Source organism: Microbacterium testaceum, assembly GCF_029761935.1.
Lineage (GTDB): Bacteria > Actinomycetota > Actinomycetes > Actinomycetales > Microbacteriaceae > Microbacterium > Microbacterium testaceum_A.
Genome location: NZ_CP121699.1, coordinates 94,182 through 112,177, shown reverse-complemented (window position 1 = coordinate 112,177; position 17,996 = coordinate 94,182). Strand labels below are relative to the sequence as shown.

Annotated in this window: 17 protein-coding genes; 2 read left to right on the top strand and 15 right to left on the bottom strand. The window is 68.4% G+C overall.

All coding sequences use genetic code 11. The annotated features are described in order from the left end of the window. Positions 1 to 48: 48 nt before the first annotated feature. From QBE02_RS00475 to QBE02_RS00450, 6 genes are all read right to left on the bottom strand, one after another. Positions 49 to 1,344: a citrate synthase gene (locus QBE02_RS00475; RefSeq protein ID WP_279366684.1), complete on the bottom strand. Its 1,296-nt coding sequence runs from the start codon at positions 1,342 to 1,344 to the stop codon at positions 49 to 51. Positions 1,345 to 1,563: 219 nt separating this feature from the next. Then, the gene (gene dapC / locus QBE02_RS00470) at positions 1,564 to 2,667 is read right to left on the bottom strand and encodes a succinyldiaminopimelate transaminase (protein WP_279366683.1); all 1,104 of its coding nucleotides are present in this window, start codon (positions 2,665 to 2,667) and stop codon (positions 1,564 to 1,566) included. A 3-nt stretch (positions 2,668 to 2,670) separates the two neighbouring features. Further along, positions 2,671 to 2,991, bottom strand: coding sequence for a ferredoxin (fdxA, locus tag QBE02_RS00465; RefSeq protein ID WP_055836218.1), 321 nt, complete (start codon positions 2,989 to 2,991; stop codon positions 2,671 to 2,673). 53 nt (positions 2,992 to 3,044) lie between these two features. Further along, the gene (locus QBE02_RS00460; protein ID WP_279366682.1) at positions 3,045 to 3,443 is read right to left on the bottom strand and encodes a histidinol dehydrogenase; all 399 of its coding nucleotides are present in this window, start codon (positions 3,441 to 3,443) and stop codon (positions 3,045 to 3,047) included. A gap of 43 nt (positions 3,444 to 3,486) precedes the next feature. Then, on the bottom strand, positions 3,487 to 3,801 hold the full coding sequence (locus tag QBE02_RS00455; RefSeq protein WP_279366681.1) for an AzlD domain-containing protein: 315 nt from the start codon (positions 3,799 to 3,801) through the stop codon (positions 3,487 to 3,489). After that, positions 3,798 to 4,514 (bottom strand): AzlC family ABC transporter permease, encoded by a 717-nt coding sequence (locus QBE02_RS00450; RefSeq protein ID WP_279366680.1) that lies wholly within the window; start codon positions 4,512 to 4,514, stop codon positions 3,798 to 3,800. Before QBE02_RS00450 ends, QBE02_RS00455 begins: the two co-directional genes overlap by 4 nt. Before the next feature lie 66 nt (positions 4,515 to 4,580). Between QBE02_RS00450 and QBE02_RS00445 the strand changes: the two genes are divergently transcribed. Then, on the top strand, positions 4,581 to 5,132 hold the full coding sequence (locus tag QBE02_RS00445; RefSeq protein WP_279366679.1) for a helix-turn-helix domain-containing protein: 552 nt from the start codon (positions 4,581 to 4,583) through the stop codon (positions 5,130 to 5,132). Between the two features lie 48 nt (positions 5,133 to 5,180). Further along, complete coding sequence (locus QBE02_RS00440) at positions 5,181 to 5,540, top strand: DUF2200 domain-containing protein (protein ID WP_279366678.1); 360 nt, start codon at positions 5,181 to 5,183, stop codon at positions 5,538 to 5,540. Between the two features lie 182 nt (positions 5,541 to 5,722). Here the strand turns inward: QBE02_RS00440 and typA are convergent, their stop codons facing one another. From typA to QBE02_RS00395, 9 genes are all read right to left on the bottom strand, one after another. After that, positions 5,723 to 7,636 carry a translational GTPase TypA gene (gene typA, locus QBE02_RS00435; RefSeq protein ID WP_056230447.1) on the bottom strand — a complete coding sequence of 638 codons (1,914 nt, stop codon included), beginning with the start codon at positions 7,634 to 7,636 and terminating at the stop codon, positions 5,723 to 5,725. A gap of 156 nt (positions 7,637 to 7,792) precedes the next feature. Further along, a complete protein-coding gene (locus QBE02_RS00430; RefSeq protein ID WP_279366677.1) occupies positions 7,793 to 9,472 on the bottom strand; it encodes an ABC transporter family substrate-binding protein in 1,680 nt (559 codons plus the stop codon). Positions 9,473 to 9,476: 4 nt separating this feature from the next. After that, positions 9,477 to 11,669, bottom strand: coding sequence for an ABC transporter ATP-binding protein (locus QBE02_RS00425; protein ID WP_279366676.1), 2,193 nt, complete (start codon positions 11,667 to 11,669; stop codon positions 9,477 to 9,479). Next, on the bottom strand, positions 11,662 to 12,585 hold the full coding sequence (locus QBE02_RS00420; RefSeq protein WP_056230443.1) for an ABC transporter permease: 924 nt from the start codon (positions 12,583 to 12,585) through the stop codon (positions 11,662 to 11,664). The genes QBE02_RS00425 and QBE02_RS00420 overlap by 8 nt, the downstream gene beginning before the upstream one ends. A 1-nt stretch (position 12,586) precedes the next feature. Continuing rightward, positions 12,587 to 13,567, bottom strand: coding sequence for an ABC transporter permease (locus tag QBE02_RS00415; RefSeq protein WP_279366675.1), 981 nt, complete (start codon positions 13,565 to 13,567; stop codon positions 12,587 to 12,589). A gap of 235 nt (positions 13,568 to 13,802) precedes the next feature. Then, on the bottom strand, positions 13,803 to 14,378 hold the full coding sequence (locus QBE02_RS00410; RefSeq protein ID WP_279366674.1) for a PH domain-containing protein: 576 nt from the start codon (positions 14,376 to 14,378) through the stop codon (positions 13,803 to 13,805). After that, positions 14,375 to 16,039: an ABC transporter ATP-binding protein gene (locus QBE02_RS00405; RefSeq protein WP_279366673.1), complete on the bottom strand. Its 1,665-nt coding sequence runs from the start codon at positions 16,037 to 16,039 to the stop codon at positions 14,375 to 14,377. Before QBE02_RS00405 ends, QBE02_RS00410 begins: the two co-directional genes overlap by 4 nt. Next, positions 16,036 to 16,983 carry an ABC transporter permease gene (locus tag QBE02_RS00400; protein ID WP_279366672.1) on the bottom strand — a complete coding sequence of 316 codons (948 nt, stop codon included), beginning with the start codon at positions 16,981 to 16,983 and terminating at the stop codon, positions 16,036 to 16,038. Before QBE02_RS00400 ends, QBE02_RS00405 begins: the two co-directional genes overlap by 4 nt. Continuing rightward, positions 16,973 to 17,902 (bottom strand): ABC transporter permease, encoded by a 930-nt coding sequence (locus QBE02_RS00395; RefSeq protein WP_279366671.1) that lies wholly within the window; start codon positions 17,900 to 17,902, stop codon positions 16,973 to 16,975. Before QBE02_RS00395 ends, QBE02_RS00400 begins: the two co-directional genes overlap by 11 nt. Between the last annotated feature and the right edge of the window lie 94 nt (positions 17,903 to 17,996).

Below are 17,996 nucleotides of genomic sequence, written 5' to 3'. Positions count from 1 at the left end.
CGGAACGCCCCGCCCCTCGCGAGAGGGACGGGGCGTTCCGCGTGGCGGTCAGACGCCGGGGTAGTTGCGCTCGGCGGCACCCGTGTACAGCTGCTGCGGGCGGCCGATCTTCGTCTGGGGGTCGCTGATCGCCTCGCGCCACTGGGCGAGCCAGCCGGGCAGACGGCCGATCGCGAACAGCACCGTGAACATGCGCGTGGGGAAGCCCATCGCCTTGTAGATCACGCCGGTGTAGAAGTCGACGTTCGGGTAAAGGCGACGCTCCTTGAAGTAGTCATCCTCGAGGGCGATCTGCTCGAGCTCCTTGGCGAGGTCGAGCAGCGGGTCGCTGACGCCGAGTGCGGTGAGCACCTCGTCGGCCGACTCTTTGACGAGCTTCGCGCGCGGGTCGTAGTTCTTGTAGACGCGGTGACCGAAGCCCATGAGCTTGACGCCCTGCTCCTTGTTCTTCACCCGCTCGACGAAGCGCTCGACGCTCTCGCCCGAGTCGCGGATGCGCGCGAGCATCTGCAGGACGGCTTCGTTCGCGCCACCGTGCAGGGGGCCGGACAGCGCCTGGATGCCGGCGGAGATTGACGCGAACTGGTTCGCTCCGGTCGAACCGACCAGGCGCACGGTCGAGGTCGAGGCGTTCTGCTCGTGGTCCTCGTGCAGCATCAGCAGCAGGTCGAGGGCCTTCGTCATGACCGGGTTGGCCTCGAAGGGCTCGCTGTGCACACCGAAGTTGAGCTTGAGGAAGTTGTCGACGAAGCCCAGGGAGTTGTCGGGGTACAGGAACGCCTGTCCGATGCTCTTCTTGTGCGCGTAGGCCGCGATCACGGGGAGCTTCGCGAGCATGCGGACCGTGTTGAGCTCGACGTGCTCGGGGTTGTGCGGGTCGGACTCGGCCTCGTAGTAGGTCGAGAGGGCCGCGGTCGCCGCCGAGAGCACCGACATGGGGTGCGCGGTGGGCGGCAGCGCCGAGAAGAGGCTCTTGAGGTCTTCGTGCAGCAGCGTGTGACGGCGGATCCGCTCGTCGAACGACGCGAGCTCGGATGCCGAGGGCAGCTCGCCGTAGATGAGCAGCCAGGCGACCTCGAGGTAGGTGCTGTTCTTCGCCAGCTGCTCGATGGGGTACCCGCGATAGCGGAGGATGCCCTGGTCGCCGTCGATGTAGGTGATGTCGGACTTCGTCGAGGCCGTGTTGACGAAGCCGTAGTCGAGCGTGGTGTGACCGGTCTGCTTCGTCAGCGACGCGATGTCGATGCTCGGAACGCCGTCGGTGCCTCGCAGGACCGGGAATTCGGCGGTGGTGCCCCCTACCGTGAGAGTGGCCTTGTCCTGCTGCGTGCCCGCGTCGCTCACCGCGCCTCCTTGCGATTTCTGGTCGCCCGTGTGGTCGACCGCGGGGCTTGCGGCACCCCGCGATCTTCTCGCCCGCTGAATGCCACGGGAATGGCATCCGGGTCGGCGGGGCGCACGGAGGATGACCCCGGACGACCTGCCTTTACAGCCTAGTAGGCACTCCGGCGTACAGATGACACCGCTAAAGGTTGCCCCCATCGAATGGAGGGAACCTCCTGGTCAGGCGCGCAGACGCTCCGCGGCGGCGGCGATGCGCTCGTCGGTCGCGGTGAGCGAGAAGCGCACGTGGTTCGGGAAGTGGGTGCCGTAGAAGTGCCCCGGTCCCACCAGGATGCCGAGATCGGCGAGCCGGTCGACGCTCTCCCACGCGTCGCGCCCCTCGGTCGCCCAGAGGTACAGGCCGCCCTCGCTGCGGTCGATCGTGAAGCCGGCGGCCTCGACGGCGGGCTTGAGGACCGCGCGACGGCGGGCGTAGCGCTCGCGCTGCGCGGCGACGTGCTCGTCGTCGCCGAGGGCGACGGTCATCGCGCGCTGCACGGGCGCGGGAGGCATGAGTCCGAGATGCTTGCGCCCGGTCAGCAGACGCGAGACGAGCGCGGGGTCGCCGGCGAGGAACGCCGCGCGATATCCCGCGAGGTTCGACTGCTTGCTCAGCGAATAGACCGAGAGCACGTCGGTGAGGTCGCCGTCGACGACAGCCGGGTCGAGGACGCTCGGGACGGGCTGCGCATCCCACGGGGCGTCCCAGCCCAACTCGGCGTAGCACTCGTCGGAGGCCAGGACGGCTCCGATCTCGCGCGCTCGGGTCACGGCATCCCGAAGCTCGTCCGTCGAGAGGACGCGCCCGTCGGGGTTGCCGGGTGAGTTGATCCAGATCAGGCGCGCGTTCGCGGGCCACGAGGAGGGATCGTCGGATGCCACGGCCTCGGCACCCACGAGACGCGCTCCGACCTCGTAGGTGGGGTAAGCGGCGCGCGGGTGGACGACGGCGTCGCCCGGGCCGAGACCGAGGAGCAGGGGCAGCAGGGCCACGAGCTCTTTCGAGCCGACCGTGGGCAGGACGTTCTCGGCCGAGAGGCCGGGGACGCCGCGCCGGCGGTGGTACCACTCGGCGATGGCCTCGCGCAGGGCCGGGGTGCCCGCGGTCTGCGGGTAGGCGTGCGCGTCTGTCGCGTCAGCCAGAGCCGCGGCGACAACGGCGGGAGTCGGGTCGACGGGCGAGCCGATCGACAGGTCGACGATGCCGTCGGGGTGGCGTCGGGCGCGTTCCGCGTACGGGGCGACCGCGTCCCACGGGTAGTCGGCGAGGTCGGCGACGCCCACGGGTCAGTGCGCCTGCGGGGGCAGTGCGGTGATGACGGGGTGGTCCTTGGCTATCACGCCGACCTTGGCCGCACCACCGGGCGAGCCGATGTCGTCGAAGAACTCGACGTTGGCCTTGTAGTAGTCGGACCACTCCTCGGGGAGGTCGTCCTCGTAGTAGATGGCCTCGACGGGGCAGACCGGCTCGCACGCACCGCAGTCGACGCACTCGTCGGGGTGGATGTAGAGCGATCGTTCACCCTCGTAGATGCAGTCGACAGGGCACTCATCGATGCAGGCGCGGTCTTTCACATCGACGCACGGGAGGGCGATCACGTAAGTCACCCGCCCAGTCTAATCGTGCGGGGGCGACCCACTCCGCCGCCGAGCCCGCGGGCTTAGGATTCGGCCGGGCGCGCCGGCGCCTGCATCCTGCTGAAGTCGGGCCACAGCGCGACCAGCACCATGAGCGCGGGTCCGACGACCGTCCACACGAGCGGGATCCACTCGGTCCCCGCGGTGGGCGCAGCGACGATCGCGGAACCACCCGGCCCCACCTGCGAGAACAGGTAGGTGGCGGCGGTGATCCCCAGTCCCCCGGCGAGGGCGTTGACACGGTCGCCCGTGAGGGTGCGCAGCGCGATGAGCAGGGCCGCACTGCCGATCGTCGCGAGGATCAGGCCGATCGGCACGGGACCGACGAGGAAAGCCTGGCCGACGGTGCCCGCGGCTCCGTAGAAGGCTCCGACGAGAAGAGCCACCACCCAGCCGACGACGCGAAGAATCGTGGAAGTCACCGCCCGAGTCTAGGCGGGACGGCTATGGGTCGGCCGGGGTGCGTCACGCCGCCCACCCCCAGAGCCGCAGCAGCGCCGCCGTGAGGGCAGCCGCGGCGACCACGACGAGAAACGGAGCACGCGCCCGGAGCAGCAGAGCCGCGACACCGACCGCTGGAAGTCGCGCGTCCACGACCACCGCCGACCCCGCGCCGAGCGTCTGCACCATCACGAGGGCGGAGAGCAGGGCGACAGTGAGGAGATCAGCGATCCGCGCGGGGCGCGGCTTGTCGAGCCAGTGAGCGGGAAGCAGATAGCCCGTCGCCTTGAGGGCGACGCAGATGATGGATGCCGTGAGCACCGCGGTCCACAGGGTCATGGCATCCGCTCCCCTGTCGCCGGCGGCGTGGCGGGCCGGGCGTCGAACAGCCCCACCGCGACCGCGACTCCCGCCGCCGCGATCACCGGAATCCCCGGCATGAGCCACGGGGTGAGCAGCGCGGCGACGATCGCCGCTCCCGCGGCCACCGCCAGGGGCTGACGTCCGCGAAGACGCGGCCACAGCAGAGCGAGAAACGCGGCGGCCGCTGCCGCATCGAGACCGTAGGCACGGGGGTCGCCGAGCACGTCGCCGAGGAGCGCGCCCACGAGGGTCGAGAGGTTCCAGCCGACCCAGATCGCGATGCCGGTGACCCAGAAGCCCGCCTGTCGGGCTCGGGGTTCGTCCTGCGCGAGGCCCACCGCGACGGATTCGTCGATCGTGAAGTGCGTCGCCGAGGCCTTCCGCCAGAATCCCCCCGCGACGACCGGAGCCATGCGCATGGCGTAGGCGGCGTTTCGCACCCCGAGCAGCACCGACGACGCGATCGCCGCGGGGGCTGCGGCAACTCCCCCGGCCGCGATCACGCCGACGAAAGCGAACTGCGACCCGCCGGTGAACATCAGCAGGCTCAGCACGCAGGTCTGCCAGATGTCGAGACCGGATGCCACGGACAGGGCGCCGAACGAGATGCCGTACGCGCTCGTGGCGAGGGCGACGGCAAGGCCCTGCCGAGCGGCAACGCCCTCGGGTGTTCGGTGAAGCGAACGCATGGACATCATCGTGAACGATCGGACGCGCGTTCGTCAAGTCGAACGTCCGGTTGCCATAATGAACACATGAGCGACCTCAGCGACCGCATCGCCGTGAGCCTGCGCCGCGAGCGAGAGAGACGCGACCTCAGCGTCTCGGAACTCGCCCGGCGGGCGGGAGTCGCCAAGGCCACCGTCTCGCAGCTCGAGAACGGGGGCGGCAACCCCAGCGTGGAGACCCTGTGGGCGCTGGCCTCGGCGCTCGAGATCACGTTCGCCGACTTCGTCGACGAGGGAGCGCACTCCCCCACCCTCATCCGGGCCGGCGAAGCCGGTACGGCCGTGGCCTCATCGGCATCCGACTACATCGCCGTCCTGCTCTCGGCGAGCCCCCCGCACGCTCGCCGCGACATCTACCTGCTCTCGGCCGAACCGGGAGCCCCCCGCCGATCCGACCCGCATCCCCGGGGGACGATCGAGCACCTCGTGATGGTCTCGGGTCGAGGACTCGCCGGCCCGGCCGATGCCCCGTTCGAGCTCGCACCCGGCGACTACCTCTCGTACGCCGGTGACGCGCCCCACGTCTTCGAAGCGCTCACGGCGGGTATGAGCGCCGTCTGCGTCGTCGAGTCCCGCTGACCCGACGACCGCGTCGACAGGGGCTGGACGCGGGGATATCGTGCTGGCATGTCCCGCGTCTTCGACATGACCTTCTCGTCGGTGTATCCGCTGTACGTCGCGAAGGTCCAACGCAAAGGGCGCACCACCGACGAGCTCGACACGGTGATCCGCTGGCTGACCGGCTTTGACGACGCAGACCTCGCCCGCCACGCGCAGGGGTCGACCACGTTCCGCGAGCTCTTCGACGAGGCGCGGCTCACCCCGCAGGCCGCCGAGATCACCGGAGTGGTCTGCGGAGTGCGGGTCGAGCAGATCGACGACCCGCTGATGTACCGCATCCGACTGCTCGACAAGGTCGTCGACGAACTGGCGAAAGGCAAAGCGCTCGCGAAGGTGATGCGCGCGGGAGCGTCCGGAGACAGCTGAACACCCGCCGGTCCGCGCCCGACCGCGGACGAATCCCCGACGCGCCGCCTACCCCGCCGCGCCACCCACGACCCAGCCGTCAGGCACGCCATGGCATCCGGATGCCACCCACCCGCAGACTCCGCAAAGCGAACGGCCCCGCCGAGCACGAGGCTGGGCGGGGCCGTTCGAGACGGGAACGCTTACGCGTTGGCGTCCTGACGCTTCAGGCGCGAGGCGGAGCGACCGCGCGCGGTCGCGTCGAGCTCGACCTTGCGGATGCGCACCTTCTCGGGCGTGACCTCGACGCATTCGTCGTCGCGGGCGAACTCCAGCGACTCCTCGAGCGTGAGGATGCGCGGGGGCGTCATCGACTCGAAGGAGTCGGAGGTCGACGAACGCATGTTCGTGAGCTTCTTCTCCTTGGTGATGTTGACGTCCATGTCGTCGGCGCGCGAGTTCTCGCCGATGACCATGCCCTCGTAGACCTCTTCGGTGGGCTGCACGAAGAAGCTCATGCGCTCCTGCAGGGCGATCATGGCGAACGGGGTGACGACACCCATGCGGTCGGCGACGATCGAGCCGTTCTGACGGGTCGTGATCGAACCCGCCCAGTCGTCGTAGCCGTGCGAGATCGCATTGGCGATACCGGTGCCGCGGGTGATCGTGAGGAACTCGCTGCGGAAGCCGATCAGGCCGCGCGAGGGCACGACGAACTCCATGCGCACCCAGCCGGTGCCGTGGTTCGTCATGTTGTCCATGCGACCCTTTCGGGCGGCCATGAGCTGCGTGATCGCACCGAGGTGCTCTTCGGGAGCGTCGATGGTCAGGTGCTCGAAGGGCTCCTTGAGCTTGCCGTCTTCACCGCGCTTGGTGACCACCTGGGGCTTGCCGACGGTGAGCTCGAAGCCCTCGCGACGCATGTTCTCGACGAGGATCGCCAGGGCGAGCTCGCCTCGACCCTGGACCTCCCACGCGTCGGGGCGTCCGATGTCGACGACCTTGAGCGAGACGTTACCGATCAGCTCGCGGTCGAGGCGGTCCTTGACCATGCGGGCGGTGAGCTTGTGGCCCTTGACCTTGCCCATGAGGGGCGAGGTGTTGGTGCCGATGGTCATCGAGATGGCCGGGTCGTCGACGGTGATCGCCTTCAGCGGGCGCACGTCCTCGGGGTCGGCGATGGTCTCGCCGATGGTGATGTCGGGGAAACCGGCGATGGCGACGATATCACCGGGGCCGGCGTCTTCGGCCGGGTAGCGCTCGAGGGCGCGGGTCTTCAGCAGCTCGGTGACGCGGGCGTTGCTGGTGGTGCCGTCGGCACGCACCCAGGCCACGGTCTGGCCCTTCTTGAGCGTGCCGTTGAACACGCGCAGCAGAGCGAGGCGACCGAGGAACGGCGAGGAGTCGAGGTTGGTGACCCAGGCCTGCAGGGGCGCCTCGTCGTCGTAGGCGGGAGCCGGAACGTGCTCGAGGATCGCGCCGAAGAGCGGCTCGAGGTCTTCGTTGTCGGGCAGCGAGCCGTTGTCGGGGCGGTTGAGCGACGCGGCACCCGCGCGGCCCGAGGCGTAGACGACGGGAACGTCGAGCAGGGCGTCGACGTCGAGGTCGGGCACATCGTCGACCAGGTCGGACGCGAGGCCCAGCAGCAGGTCGTGCGCCTCTTCTTCGACCTCGGCGATGCGCGCGTCGGGGCGGTCGGTCTTGTTGACCAGCAGGATGACGGGAAGCTTGGCCTCGAGGGCCTTGCGCAGCACGAAGCGGGTCTGGGGCAGCGGGCCCTCGGACGCGTCGACGAGCAGCACCACGCCGTCGACCATCGACAGGCCGCGCTCGACCTCGCCACCGAAGTCGGCGTGGCCGGGGGTGTCGATCACGTTGATCGTCACCGGAACGTCGCTGTGCACGCCGTTGTAGGTGATCGCCGTGTTCTTGGCGAGGATCGTGATGCCCTTTTCGCGCTCGAGGTCGTTCGAGTCCATAGCGCGCTCTTCGACGTGCGCGTGGTCGCCGAACGAGCCGGTCTGGCGGAGCATGGCGTCGACGAGGGTCGTCTTGCCGTGGTCGACGTGCGCGACGATCGCGACGTTACGGAGGTCAGGACGAAGGGCGTGCGCCATGGAGGGTCTCCAGGAAAATTCGGGGTGATGCCCGGAATCGGGCGTCCTTAGTCTACCGGGCGCCTACGACACTCCCGGGCAGGAGACGCACAGGTAACGGGAACGCACGGAAAAGGGGCGGAATCCCGCAGGATCCCGCCCCTTTCCGTCAGCGGATCAGGAGTTCGCGAAGCCCACGATCGTCCAGTCGATGGTCTCGAACTGGGTGGCTCCCCAGTTCACGAGGCCCTGCTTGACGGCGTAGACGTTCGGCAGCGGCGCGATCGGGATGATCGGCACGGACTCCCAGAGCACCTTGTTGATCTCCTGCGCGGTCTGCTGACGCGCAGCGGGGTCGAGCTCGGAGTTGGCCTTCTCCCACAGGGCGTCCAGGCGCGGGTCGGCGACGCCGGTGTAGTTCTGCGCCGAGTCGACCGGCGTGAACAGTGAACGGCTCGACGAGATCGGGTACGCGGTGCCCTGCCACGAGAACGTCACCATCTCGAAGTCACCCTTGATGATGTAGTCCGAGAAGTAGCTGCCGACGGGAACCGAGACGAGCTCGACCGGGATGCCGACCTCGGCGAGGTCCGCCTGGATCTGCTCGGCGCGCTGGATGTTCGTCGTCGTGTCGGCCGGGACCGTCACCTTGAACGACAGCGCGGTGCCGTCCTTCGTCCACGAGTCGCCGTTCTTGGTGTAGCCGGCGGCCTCGAGGTACTTGGTGCCCGCGTCGACGTCGTACGGAAGCGAGTCGTCGGTGTAGCCGTCCTGGCCGGGCATGAAGATGTAGCTGCCCTGCGTGATGGCGGGGACGCCGACCGGCGAGTTCGCGTTGGTGGCGATCTGACTGCGGTTGACGATGGATGCGATCGCCTTGCGGACGTTGACGTCGGCGAGGGGTCCGCTCGAGGCGCGCATCGTGATGTGCGTCCAGGTCAGACCGTTCGACGCCTGGATCTCGGCACCCGGGACGTTCTGGGCCGTCTGGTAGAGATCGGCGTTGGAGCTGATGTTCAGCGCGTCGATCTCACCGTTGCTGAACGAGGTGCCCTGCTGGGCCTGGCTCACGGCGCGGAAGACGACCGAGTCGAGCTTGGGCTTGGCGCCCCACCAGTTGGGGTTCCGCTCGAGCGTCGCCACACCGGCCGTCGAGTCGAAGCTCGCGAGCTTGAAGGGACCCGATGACGGAAGCGCCTTCGTGAGGTAGCCGGTGTTGAAGGTGTTCGGGTCGTTGGCGACACTCGCGGGCAGGACCTGGCCGAAGAGGCTCTGCCAGTCGGCGAAGACCGACGAGAAGGTGATGACGACGTCGAACTGGTCGGTGCCCTGCTCGACGGACGAGATCTGGTCCCACCCGGTGGTCGAGATGACCACGTACGCGGGGTTGCTGCCGTTGTTGGCCTTCCAGGTCGCCTGGTAGTCGGCCACCGTGATGGGCGTGCCGTCTTCCCACTTGGCATCCGGGTTGAGCTTGATCTCGACCTTCTGGGGGTCCGAACTGGTCAGCTCGACGGAGGAGGCGTAGTTCTGATCGACGATCGGCTTGCCGTCCTCGCCGATGCGGATGGGCCCACCCTGCATCGCGGCGACGATGTTGTTCGTGTTGGCCTCGTTGCCATCGATCTGGAAGTTGTTCCAGTTCACGGGCATGGAGTCGACCGCGAGAGTCAGCGTGCCGCCGTCCTTGACGTCTGCGGCATCGGCGCGCACCCACGCGGTCGACGGCAGCGAGTTCTGATCCTCGGGGTTCGCCGACGGAGCGGCGGTGTTGCCCGGCGCGCACCCGGCGATCGCCAGGGCGGCGGCGCTCAGCAGCGCGAGAGCGCTGAGGGCCTTCGCTTTACGCATTCTCATGTGATCAATCCTCTCGTTGGTGATCGGGGAGGGCCCCCGGCGACATGGTGCCGTCGGTCGGGGACGTTCGGGGGGAGCCGGCCGACACCGTCTCGAGGACGAGGTCGGACCGTTCGGCGTAGTGGCACGCCACCTGGGAGTGCGCCTGAGAGCGCAAGCCCGGGTCGTCGTTGTCGCACCGGCGCCGGTCGGCGTCGGGCAGCAGGCGGTAGAGCGGGCACCGCGTGCGGAAACGGCATCCCGAGATCTCCTGCGTCGGGCTCGGGAGGTCGCCGTCGAGAAGGATGCGCGTTCGTGCCCGCTCGATGCGCGGGTCGGGAATGGGCGCGGCCGAGATGAGGGCCTTCGTGTAGGGATGCCGCGGGTCGTCGAACACCTCGTCGACGGGACCCTGCTCGACGATGCGGCCGAGGTACATGACCGACACGTCGTCGGCGATCTGGCGGACCACGGCGAGGTCGTGCGCCACGAAGAGGAACGACAGGCCGAGTCGTTCCTTGAGGTCTTCGAGCAGGTTGATGACTCCGGCCTGGATCGACACGTCGAGGGCCGACACCGGCTCGTCGAGGACGACGACGGCGGGGTCGGTCGCCAGGGCGCGGGCGATGCCGATGCGCTGACGCTGACCGCCCGAGAACTCGTGCGGGTACCGGTCCGACATGTTCGGGTCCAGCCCGACGAGATCGAGCAGCTCGCGCATCTTGCGGTCGCGCTCCGCACGCGGCACGCCCTGGACCAGCAGGGGCTCGGTGATCACCTCGCCCACCGGCAGGCGCGGGTCGATCGCGCCCATCGGGTCCTGGAACACGATCTGGATGCCCTTGCGCAGCACGGCCTTGTCCTTGCGGCTCACCGTGGCCACGTCGGTGCCGTTGATGCGGATGCTGCCGCTCTGCGGGGCGACCATCTCCATGATCTCGAGGATCGTCGTGGTCTTGCCGCAGCCGGACTCCCCCACCAGTCCCATCGTGCGACCGGGCTGGATCGAGAACGAGATCCCGTCGACCGCGCGCACCGTGCCGACGCGGCGCGGGAAGACCGCGCCCTTCATCAGCGGGAAGTGCTTCACGAGATCGGTGACCTCGACCGCGGGGGTCGCGTCGGGGCGGAGCGGCGGGATCTCGCCGAGAGCCTCGGGCCGCGGGAAGATATCGGGCCGCGCGAGGGCGCCGGAGGCGATCTCGCCCGAGCGGATGCACGCCGCGACGTGGTCGGGCACCGCTCCGTGCACCTCAAGCACGGGCTCGATGTCGTGACACGCGTCGATCGCGATCGGGCAGCGCGCGGCGAAGGGGCATCCCTTGGGCAGCGAGGCGAGGGACGGCGGGCGCCCCTCGAGCGGGACCAGTCGGTGCGAGCCCGCGGTCTGCATGTTCGGCACCGAGCGCAGCAGCCCCACGGTGTACGGCATGTGCGGGTCGTGGAAGATCTCGTCGACCGTGCCCCGCTCGACGAGCTTGCCCGCGTACATGACCGCGACGCGGTCGGCGTGGCCGGCGACGACGCCGAGGTCGTGCGTGATGAGCACGACGGCGGCGCCCGTCACCTCGCGGGCCTTCTGCAGCACCTCGAGGATCTGCGCCTGGATGGTGACGTCGAGGGCGGTCGTCGGCTCGTCGGCGATGATCACGCGCGGGTCGTTGGCGATCGCCATGGCGATCATCGCGCGCTGTCGCATACCGCCCGAGAACTCGTGAGGGTACGCGCGCGCCCGACGCTCGGCATCCGGGATGCCGACGAGCTTGAGCAGCTCGACGCTGCGGGCGTGCGCAGCCTGTGCGCTCAGGGCGCGGTCGTGCAGACGCAGTCCCTCGGAGATCTGGTCGCCGACGGTGTAGACCGGGGTCAGAGCCGACAGGGGGTCCTGGAAGACCATCGCGAGCTCGGCGCCGCGGATCTTCGACAGTTGCCCGTCGTTCATGCCGAGCAGCGAACGACCGTCGTAGAAGATGTCGCCCTCGACCTGCGCGTTCGAGGGCAGCAGCCCCATCACGGCGAGCGACGACACGCTCTTGCCGGAGCCGGACTCGCCCACGATGCCGAGGAACTCCCCCTCGTGCACGTCGTACGAGATGCCGCGGACGGCGCGGACGGGAGAACCGTCGCGCTGCGGAAAGGTGACGCTGAGGTCGCGGACCGACAGCAGCGGCGAGCGGCCGGTCGAGGACAGCAGGGTGGCGGATCGAGTGTCAGTCACGGTTCGCTCCCGAGGTGGGGTCGATGGCGTCGCGCAGGGCGTCGCCGATGAGGCTGATGGCCAGGAGCAGCACGATCAGCACGCCGGCGGGGTACACGAACAGCCACGGGCGGGTCACCGCGGCCGACGTCCCCGACGCGAGCAGCGTGCCGAGCGAGACGTCGGGCGCCTGGACGCCGAAACCGAAGTAGCTGAGCGAGGTCTCGGCCATGATGGCCGCGACGATGCCGAGGGTCGCGTCGATGATGAGCAGCGACGCGATGTTGGGGATGATGTGGCGGCCGAGGATCTGCCGGGTCGGCATGCCCATGTACCGCGCCGCGCGCACGAAGTCGCGGTTGCGCAGGGACCGGGTCTGGTTGCGGACGACCTGAGCGAGGATCATCCAGCTGAACACCGCGAGGAAGAACGTGAGGGCGAGCCACGACAGTCCGCGGGTCAGCGGACTCAGCAGCACCAGAATGAAGAACGACGGGATGACGAGCAGAAGGTGGATGAGCCACCCGATGACCGCGTCGATCTTGCCGCCCAGGTAGCCTGCGAGGGATCCGACGGCCGCCGCGATGAGCGTGGCGCCGATGCCCGCCAGAGCGCCGATTATGAGCGACTTCTGCAGACCCACAAGCGTCTGCGCGTAGATGTCCTGCCCGATGCCGTTCGTCCCGAACCAGTGCAACTGGGTCGGCCCGAGGCCCACGTTCAGGAAGTCGCGCTGGGTCGAGTCGTAGGGGTAGAGCAGCGGGCCGATGAAGGCCCACAGCACGATGAAGACGAGGATGCTCGCGCCCACCCAGAAGCGGGGCATCTTGCGAAGTCGCGAGCGCACCAGCGCTCCGCGCGACAGCGGTTTGCGGTCGCGGGTGACAGGGCTCGTGGCGACGAGCGTTCCGTCGAGGGCTTCTTCCTGCATGGTCATGTCAGCTCCTCACTCTCGGGTCGAGTGCGGCGTAGAGCACCTCGGACAGGGTCGATGACAACAGCACCAGCACGGCGACGAAGAGCGTCGATCCGGCGACGGCGTTGATGTCCTGCTGGGTCACGGCGTTCAGCTGGAACTGCCCCATGCCCCGCCACGAGAAGACGATCTCGAGCATGGTGGAACCGGCGATGAGCGTGCCGAAGCTGTACGCGAAGAACGTCGACATCGGGATCAGGGCGATGCGCACGCCGTGGCGGAAGAGCGCCTGCGTGCGAGGCAGGCCCTTCGCGCGGGCGGTGCGGATGTAGTCCGCACCGAGCACGTCGAGCATCATGCTCCGCTGGTAGCGCGAGTACGACGCGGCGCTGATGAGCACGAGCGCCAGCGTCGGCAGCAGCAGGTGGACCGCCCGATCGGCGATCATCGGCCAGAACCCCTCGACACCGGCGGTGTACTCGCCGGTGAAGCGGATGAGCTGCGTTCCGGCGGCGTTGTTGAGGTTGGTCGCGCCGATCATCAGCAGCACGCCGATGACGAAGGTGGGGGTCGCGAAGACGAGGTACGAGGCGTACGTGGTCACCTGGTCGGGGGCCCGGTACTGGCGCACCGCACCCCACACGCCGATGAGCACGCCGACGATCGCGCCGATGAGCGAGCCGATCAGCAGCAGGCGCAGGCTCGTGCCGGCGCGCGTCGCGATCTCGGTCATCACGTCCTGGCCGCCGATGGTGGTGCCGAGAGAGAACTTCGTGAACAGGTTGACCAGCCAGTTCCACAGGCGGACGAGGATCGGCACGTCGGGGTTGGCACCGAGGGCGTCGAGGCTCGCGATGATCGACTCCTGGGGCGGCCGGGGGTTCATGCCGTAGAAGCGGTCCTGGGGTCGCAACAGCGCGCTGCCGAGGACGTACGCGAGGCACGTCGCCAACAGGCTCAGGACGGCGTAGTTCAGGAACCGTCGCAGAACGTACAGCGTCATGAGGTGCGCGGGCCCGTCCGGAACACGTCGGGGGTGTGCGTCATGGTGGTCCTCTCGCCTTCGAGATCCCCGCCTATTCGTTTGCCTGGCTAAGGATCTTCAGCGACCCTACGTCGGCTTCCCATGAAACGTGCGCCGGGGGAACACACTTTTCACGACCGTAACAAAGCTCTTACATGGCGCTTTGCCACCGCGGTATCCGTCGAGCGCAGCATCGCGCTCAGCCGAGACCGCCTCAGATGAACAAAGCGATAATAACCCAGCAGATCAGAACCAGCAGGGAAATGACCGAGGGAATGTCCCACGACCGGCGGACGACGCCGGTCTTCGACGCGGTCGGGCGCGCCGTCTCCCATGCTTCCTGGATGAGCTGCAGGTCGCGGATCGCGGGAGGCTCGCGCCGTCCTCGCTCATCGTCACGACGGATCGAGGGACGACCCGGACGACCCGCCACGGGGCCGCCGAAGGCCTTCACGACGCGGGGTTCGTCGGTGCGGACCTCGAGCTGCCAGCGCATGTCGATATCGGCGACGCGCGCCCACGCGATGTCCGCGATGCGCAGAGGATTGTGGATGCGGATGCCCTCGGCGTCGATGCGCACATGCGGGGCGAACAGCAGGGCGTAGACCGCCCACAGCGCCAACAGCACCCAGGGCGCCAACAGGAGCATCTCGCCCACCCCGGCGCGCAGCGCGGCATCCCCCAAGAGAACGAGCGCGAGCACCACGCCCAGGATCAGGCCGAAGATCGACGACGGGGCACGGAACACCCGCGGGTGTCCCGTGCCCCGGAAGCGCTCGTCGCGCGTCACGCGCCGCCCAGCGAGAGGGAGGCGCCGGGAATGGCGTCGAGCAGGCGCTGCGTGTACTCCTGCGAGGGCTGCGCGAAGATCTCGTCGACCGTTCCCTGCTCCACGAGCTTGCCGCGCTCCATGACGCACACCAGGTCGGCGGCGACACGGACGACGGCGAGGTCGTGCGTGATGAACAAGTAGGTCAGACCGAGCTCGGACTGCAGCTCCGCCAGCAGCTGGAGGATCTGCGCCTGCACCAGCACGTCGAGGGCCGACACGGCCTCGTCGAGCACGAGGATGTCGGGCTTGAGCGCGAGCGCGCGCGCGATGGCGACACGCTGGCGCTGTCCGCCGGACAGCTCGTTCGGATAGCGGGATGCCAGCTCCTGCGGAAGCGCGACCTGCTCGAGCAACTCCTCCACACGGGCTCGACGCGACGCGTTGTCGCCCACCTTGTGGATGTTGAGCGGCTCGGCGATGAGGTTGCCGATACTGCGCAGCGGATCGAGCGACCCGTACGGGTCCTGGAAGACCGGCTGCATCCGGCGGCGCAGGTTGAAGGTGTCCTTCGCGCTCAGCTTGCCGGTGTTGACCCCGTCGACCTCGATCGAGCCCGAGGTCGGGTCCTCGAGCTTGAGGACCATCTTCGCGATCGTCGACTTGCCCGAGCCCGACTCCCCCACCAGCGCCAACGTCTTGCCGCGCGGAATCTCGAACGAGACCCCGTCGACGGCGCGGAACTGCTCGCTGCGGAACCCGCCCTGGCGGATCTTGTACTCCTTGACGAGGTCGGTGACCTTGACCGTCGCGGGAGCGTCGATGTCGGACTCGCGCAGGATGCCGCGGTCTTCGACCTTCGCCTGGATGCGCTGCGACGCGATGCTGGGCGCGGCGGCGACGAGGCGCTGGGTGTACGGGTGCCGCGGGTTCTCGAGGATCTCGCGGCTGGGACCCGACTCGACGATCTCGCCCTGGTTCATCACGACGATGGTGTCGGCGCGCTCGGCGGCCAGACCCAGGTCGTGCGTGATGAGCAGCACCGAGGTCCCCCGCTCACGCGTGAGGGATGCCATGTGATCGAGGATCACGCGCTGCACGGTCACGTCGAGGGCCGAGGTCGGCTCGTCGGCGATCAGCAGCTTCGGGTCGGCGGCGAGGCCGATACCGATCAGCGCGCGCTGGCGCATACCGCCCGAGAACTGGTGCGGGTACTGGTGCAGTCGACGCTCCGCGTCGGCGAGACCAGCCTGCTTCAGCACCTCGATCGCGCGCTTCTCGACCTCTTTGCGACCGGTGGCGATGCCATTCGCGCGGATCGCCTCCTTGACCTGGAAGCCGATGCTCCACACCGGGTTGAGGTTCGACATCGGGTCCTGGGGGACGTAGCCGATGTCCTTGCCTCGGACCGACTCGAACTGTCGCGAGGTGAGGTCGGTCAGCTCGCGCCCGTCGAGCGTGATGCTGCCGCCGGTGACGTGCCCGGTGCCCGGGAGCAGACCGATGACCGCGGAGGCGGTCGTCGACTTGCCCGAACCCGACTCGCCCACGATGGCGACCGTCTGACCGGGGAAGACGTCGAGGCTGACTCCGTGGAGGACCTCGCGCGTTCCGCCTTCTCCCTCGAACGCGACCTTGAGGTCGCGGACGGACAGCAGCGGCGTCTGGGTGGCGTCGCTCATCGGCGGGCCCTCGCTCTCGGGTCGATGGCGTCTCGGATGAGCTCGCCCAGCAGGATGAAGGCCAGAACCGTGACGGTCAGGGCGATCGACGGCCAGATCAGCGCCATGGGCGCGATGCGCAGCGACTGCTGCGCCTGGCTGATGTCGTTCCCCCACGACATGGTGCTGCCGCCGAGGCCGACGCCGAGGAACGACAGGGTCGCCTCCGCGACGATCGCCGCGGCGAGGCTGATCGTGGTGACCACGAGGAGCGGGGCGATGGCGTTCGGGATGACGTGGGTCAGCAGCGTGCGGAAACGCGTCTGTCCGAGCGCCTGCGAGGCTGCCACGTAATCGGCCTGGCGCACGCGCAGAACCTCGGCGCGCACGACACGGGCCGTCGATGCCCACGCGAACCCGCCGATCGCGAACGCCAGGGTGAGGACGTTGCGGTACTGCGAGAACACGCTCATCACGACAATGGCCGCGAGGATGTAGGGGATCGAGAAGAAGATGTCGCCGACGCGCGAGATGACCGCGTCGAGCCATCCGCCGTAGAACCCCGACAGGGCGCCCATGATCAGGCCGATGATCGTGCCGATCGCGGTGGCCAGCAGGCCCACCGACAGCGAGGTGCGGGCACCCCACACGATGCGCGAGAACGTGTCGCACCCCTGGAACGTGAAGCCCAGGATGTGTCCCGCCGTGGGACCGCCGTTGCTGTTGGACAGCTGGCAGTCGTTGTCGGGCGGCACCTGCGTGAACAGGGTCGGGAACGCGGCCATCAGGATCACGATGGCCATGACGACCAGGGCGATCCAGAAGGTGGGGCGACGACGGAGGTCGCGCCACGCGTCGAGCCACAGGTTGCTCTTGCGGGCGGCGACGCGGACGGCGTCGACCGAGATGGTCTCGGTCTTGATCGGCGCGACGTAGTGGGGCGCCGGGAACTGACTACTTGACATAGCGGATCCTCGGGTCGAGAAGGCCGTACAGGAGGTCGACGACGAGGTTGACCAGCACGTAGATGATGACGAAGACGGTCACGAACGACACCACCGTGGGGCCCTCACCGCGGATGGTGGCCTGGTAGAGCGTGTTACCGACACCGGGGATGTTGAAGATGCCCTCGGTCACGGTGGCGCCGACGAGGAGCACACCGAAGTTCGTCGCGGAGTTCGTGATGACGGGGATGAGCGAGTTGCGCAGCACGTGCACGGGGATCACGCGGCGACGCGAGAGGCCCTTCGAGTACGCGGTGCGCACCCAGTCCTGGTTGAGCGTGTCGATGACCGACCCGCGCATGAGGCGCATGCTCGTCGCGAACAGGCTGAAACCGAGCACGATGGCCGGCAGCAGCAGATCACCCCAGTTGTTCTGGGCGCCCACCGTGGGACGGAACCATCCCAGCTGGATGGCGAGGAAGTACTGCGCGAGGAAGCACGCCACGAAGATCGGCAGCGCGACGAACAGCAGGGCGATGATGAGCGCGACGTTGTCGAACAGCTTGCCCTTGCGGATCGCCGAGATGGTGCCGACGACGACGGCGAGCACGAACTCGATGAGCAGAGCCATGACGGCCAGGCGCGCCGTCACGGGGAGCGTGCGGGCGAGCACCTCGTTGACGGACTGACCCGAGAAGGTCGTTCCCAGGTCCCCCTGGAAGATCCCGCCCAGGTACAGGAAGTACTGGACGATGAAGGGCTGGTCGAGGTGGTACTGGGCCCGCAGGGCTTCGACGACCTGGGGCGCGGGGGTCTTGTCGCCGAAGAGGCCGAGGATCGGGTCCCCCGGCATGGCGAAGACCATGAAGTAGATCAGCAGCGTGGCCCCGAAGAATACGGGGAGCACCTGCAGCAGACGTCTGAGGATGTAGCCGAGCATCCGCTCTCTTTTCGAACGTGGGAAACGCCTCATCAGACGTTTTGTGGGGGGGCACGGGCCGAAAAGGACCCGTGCCGTTCTATCACACGTCGTG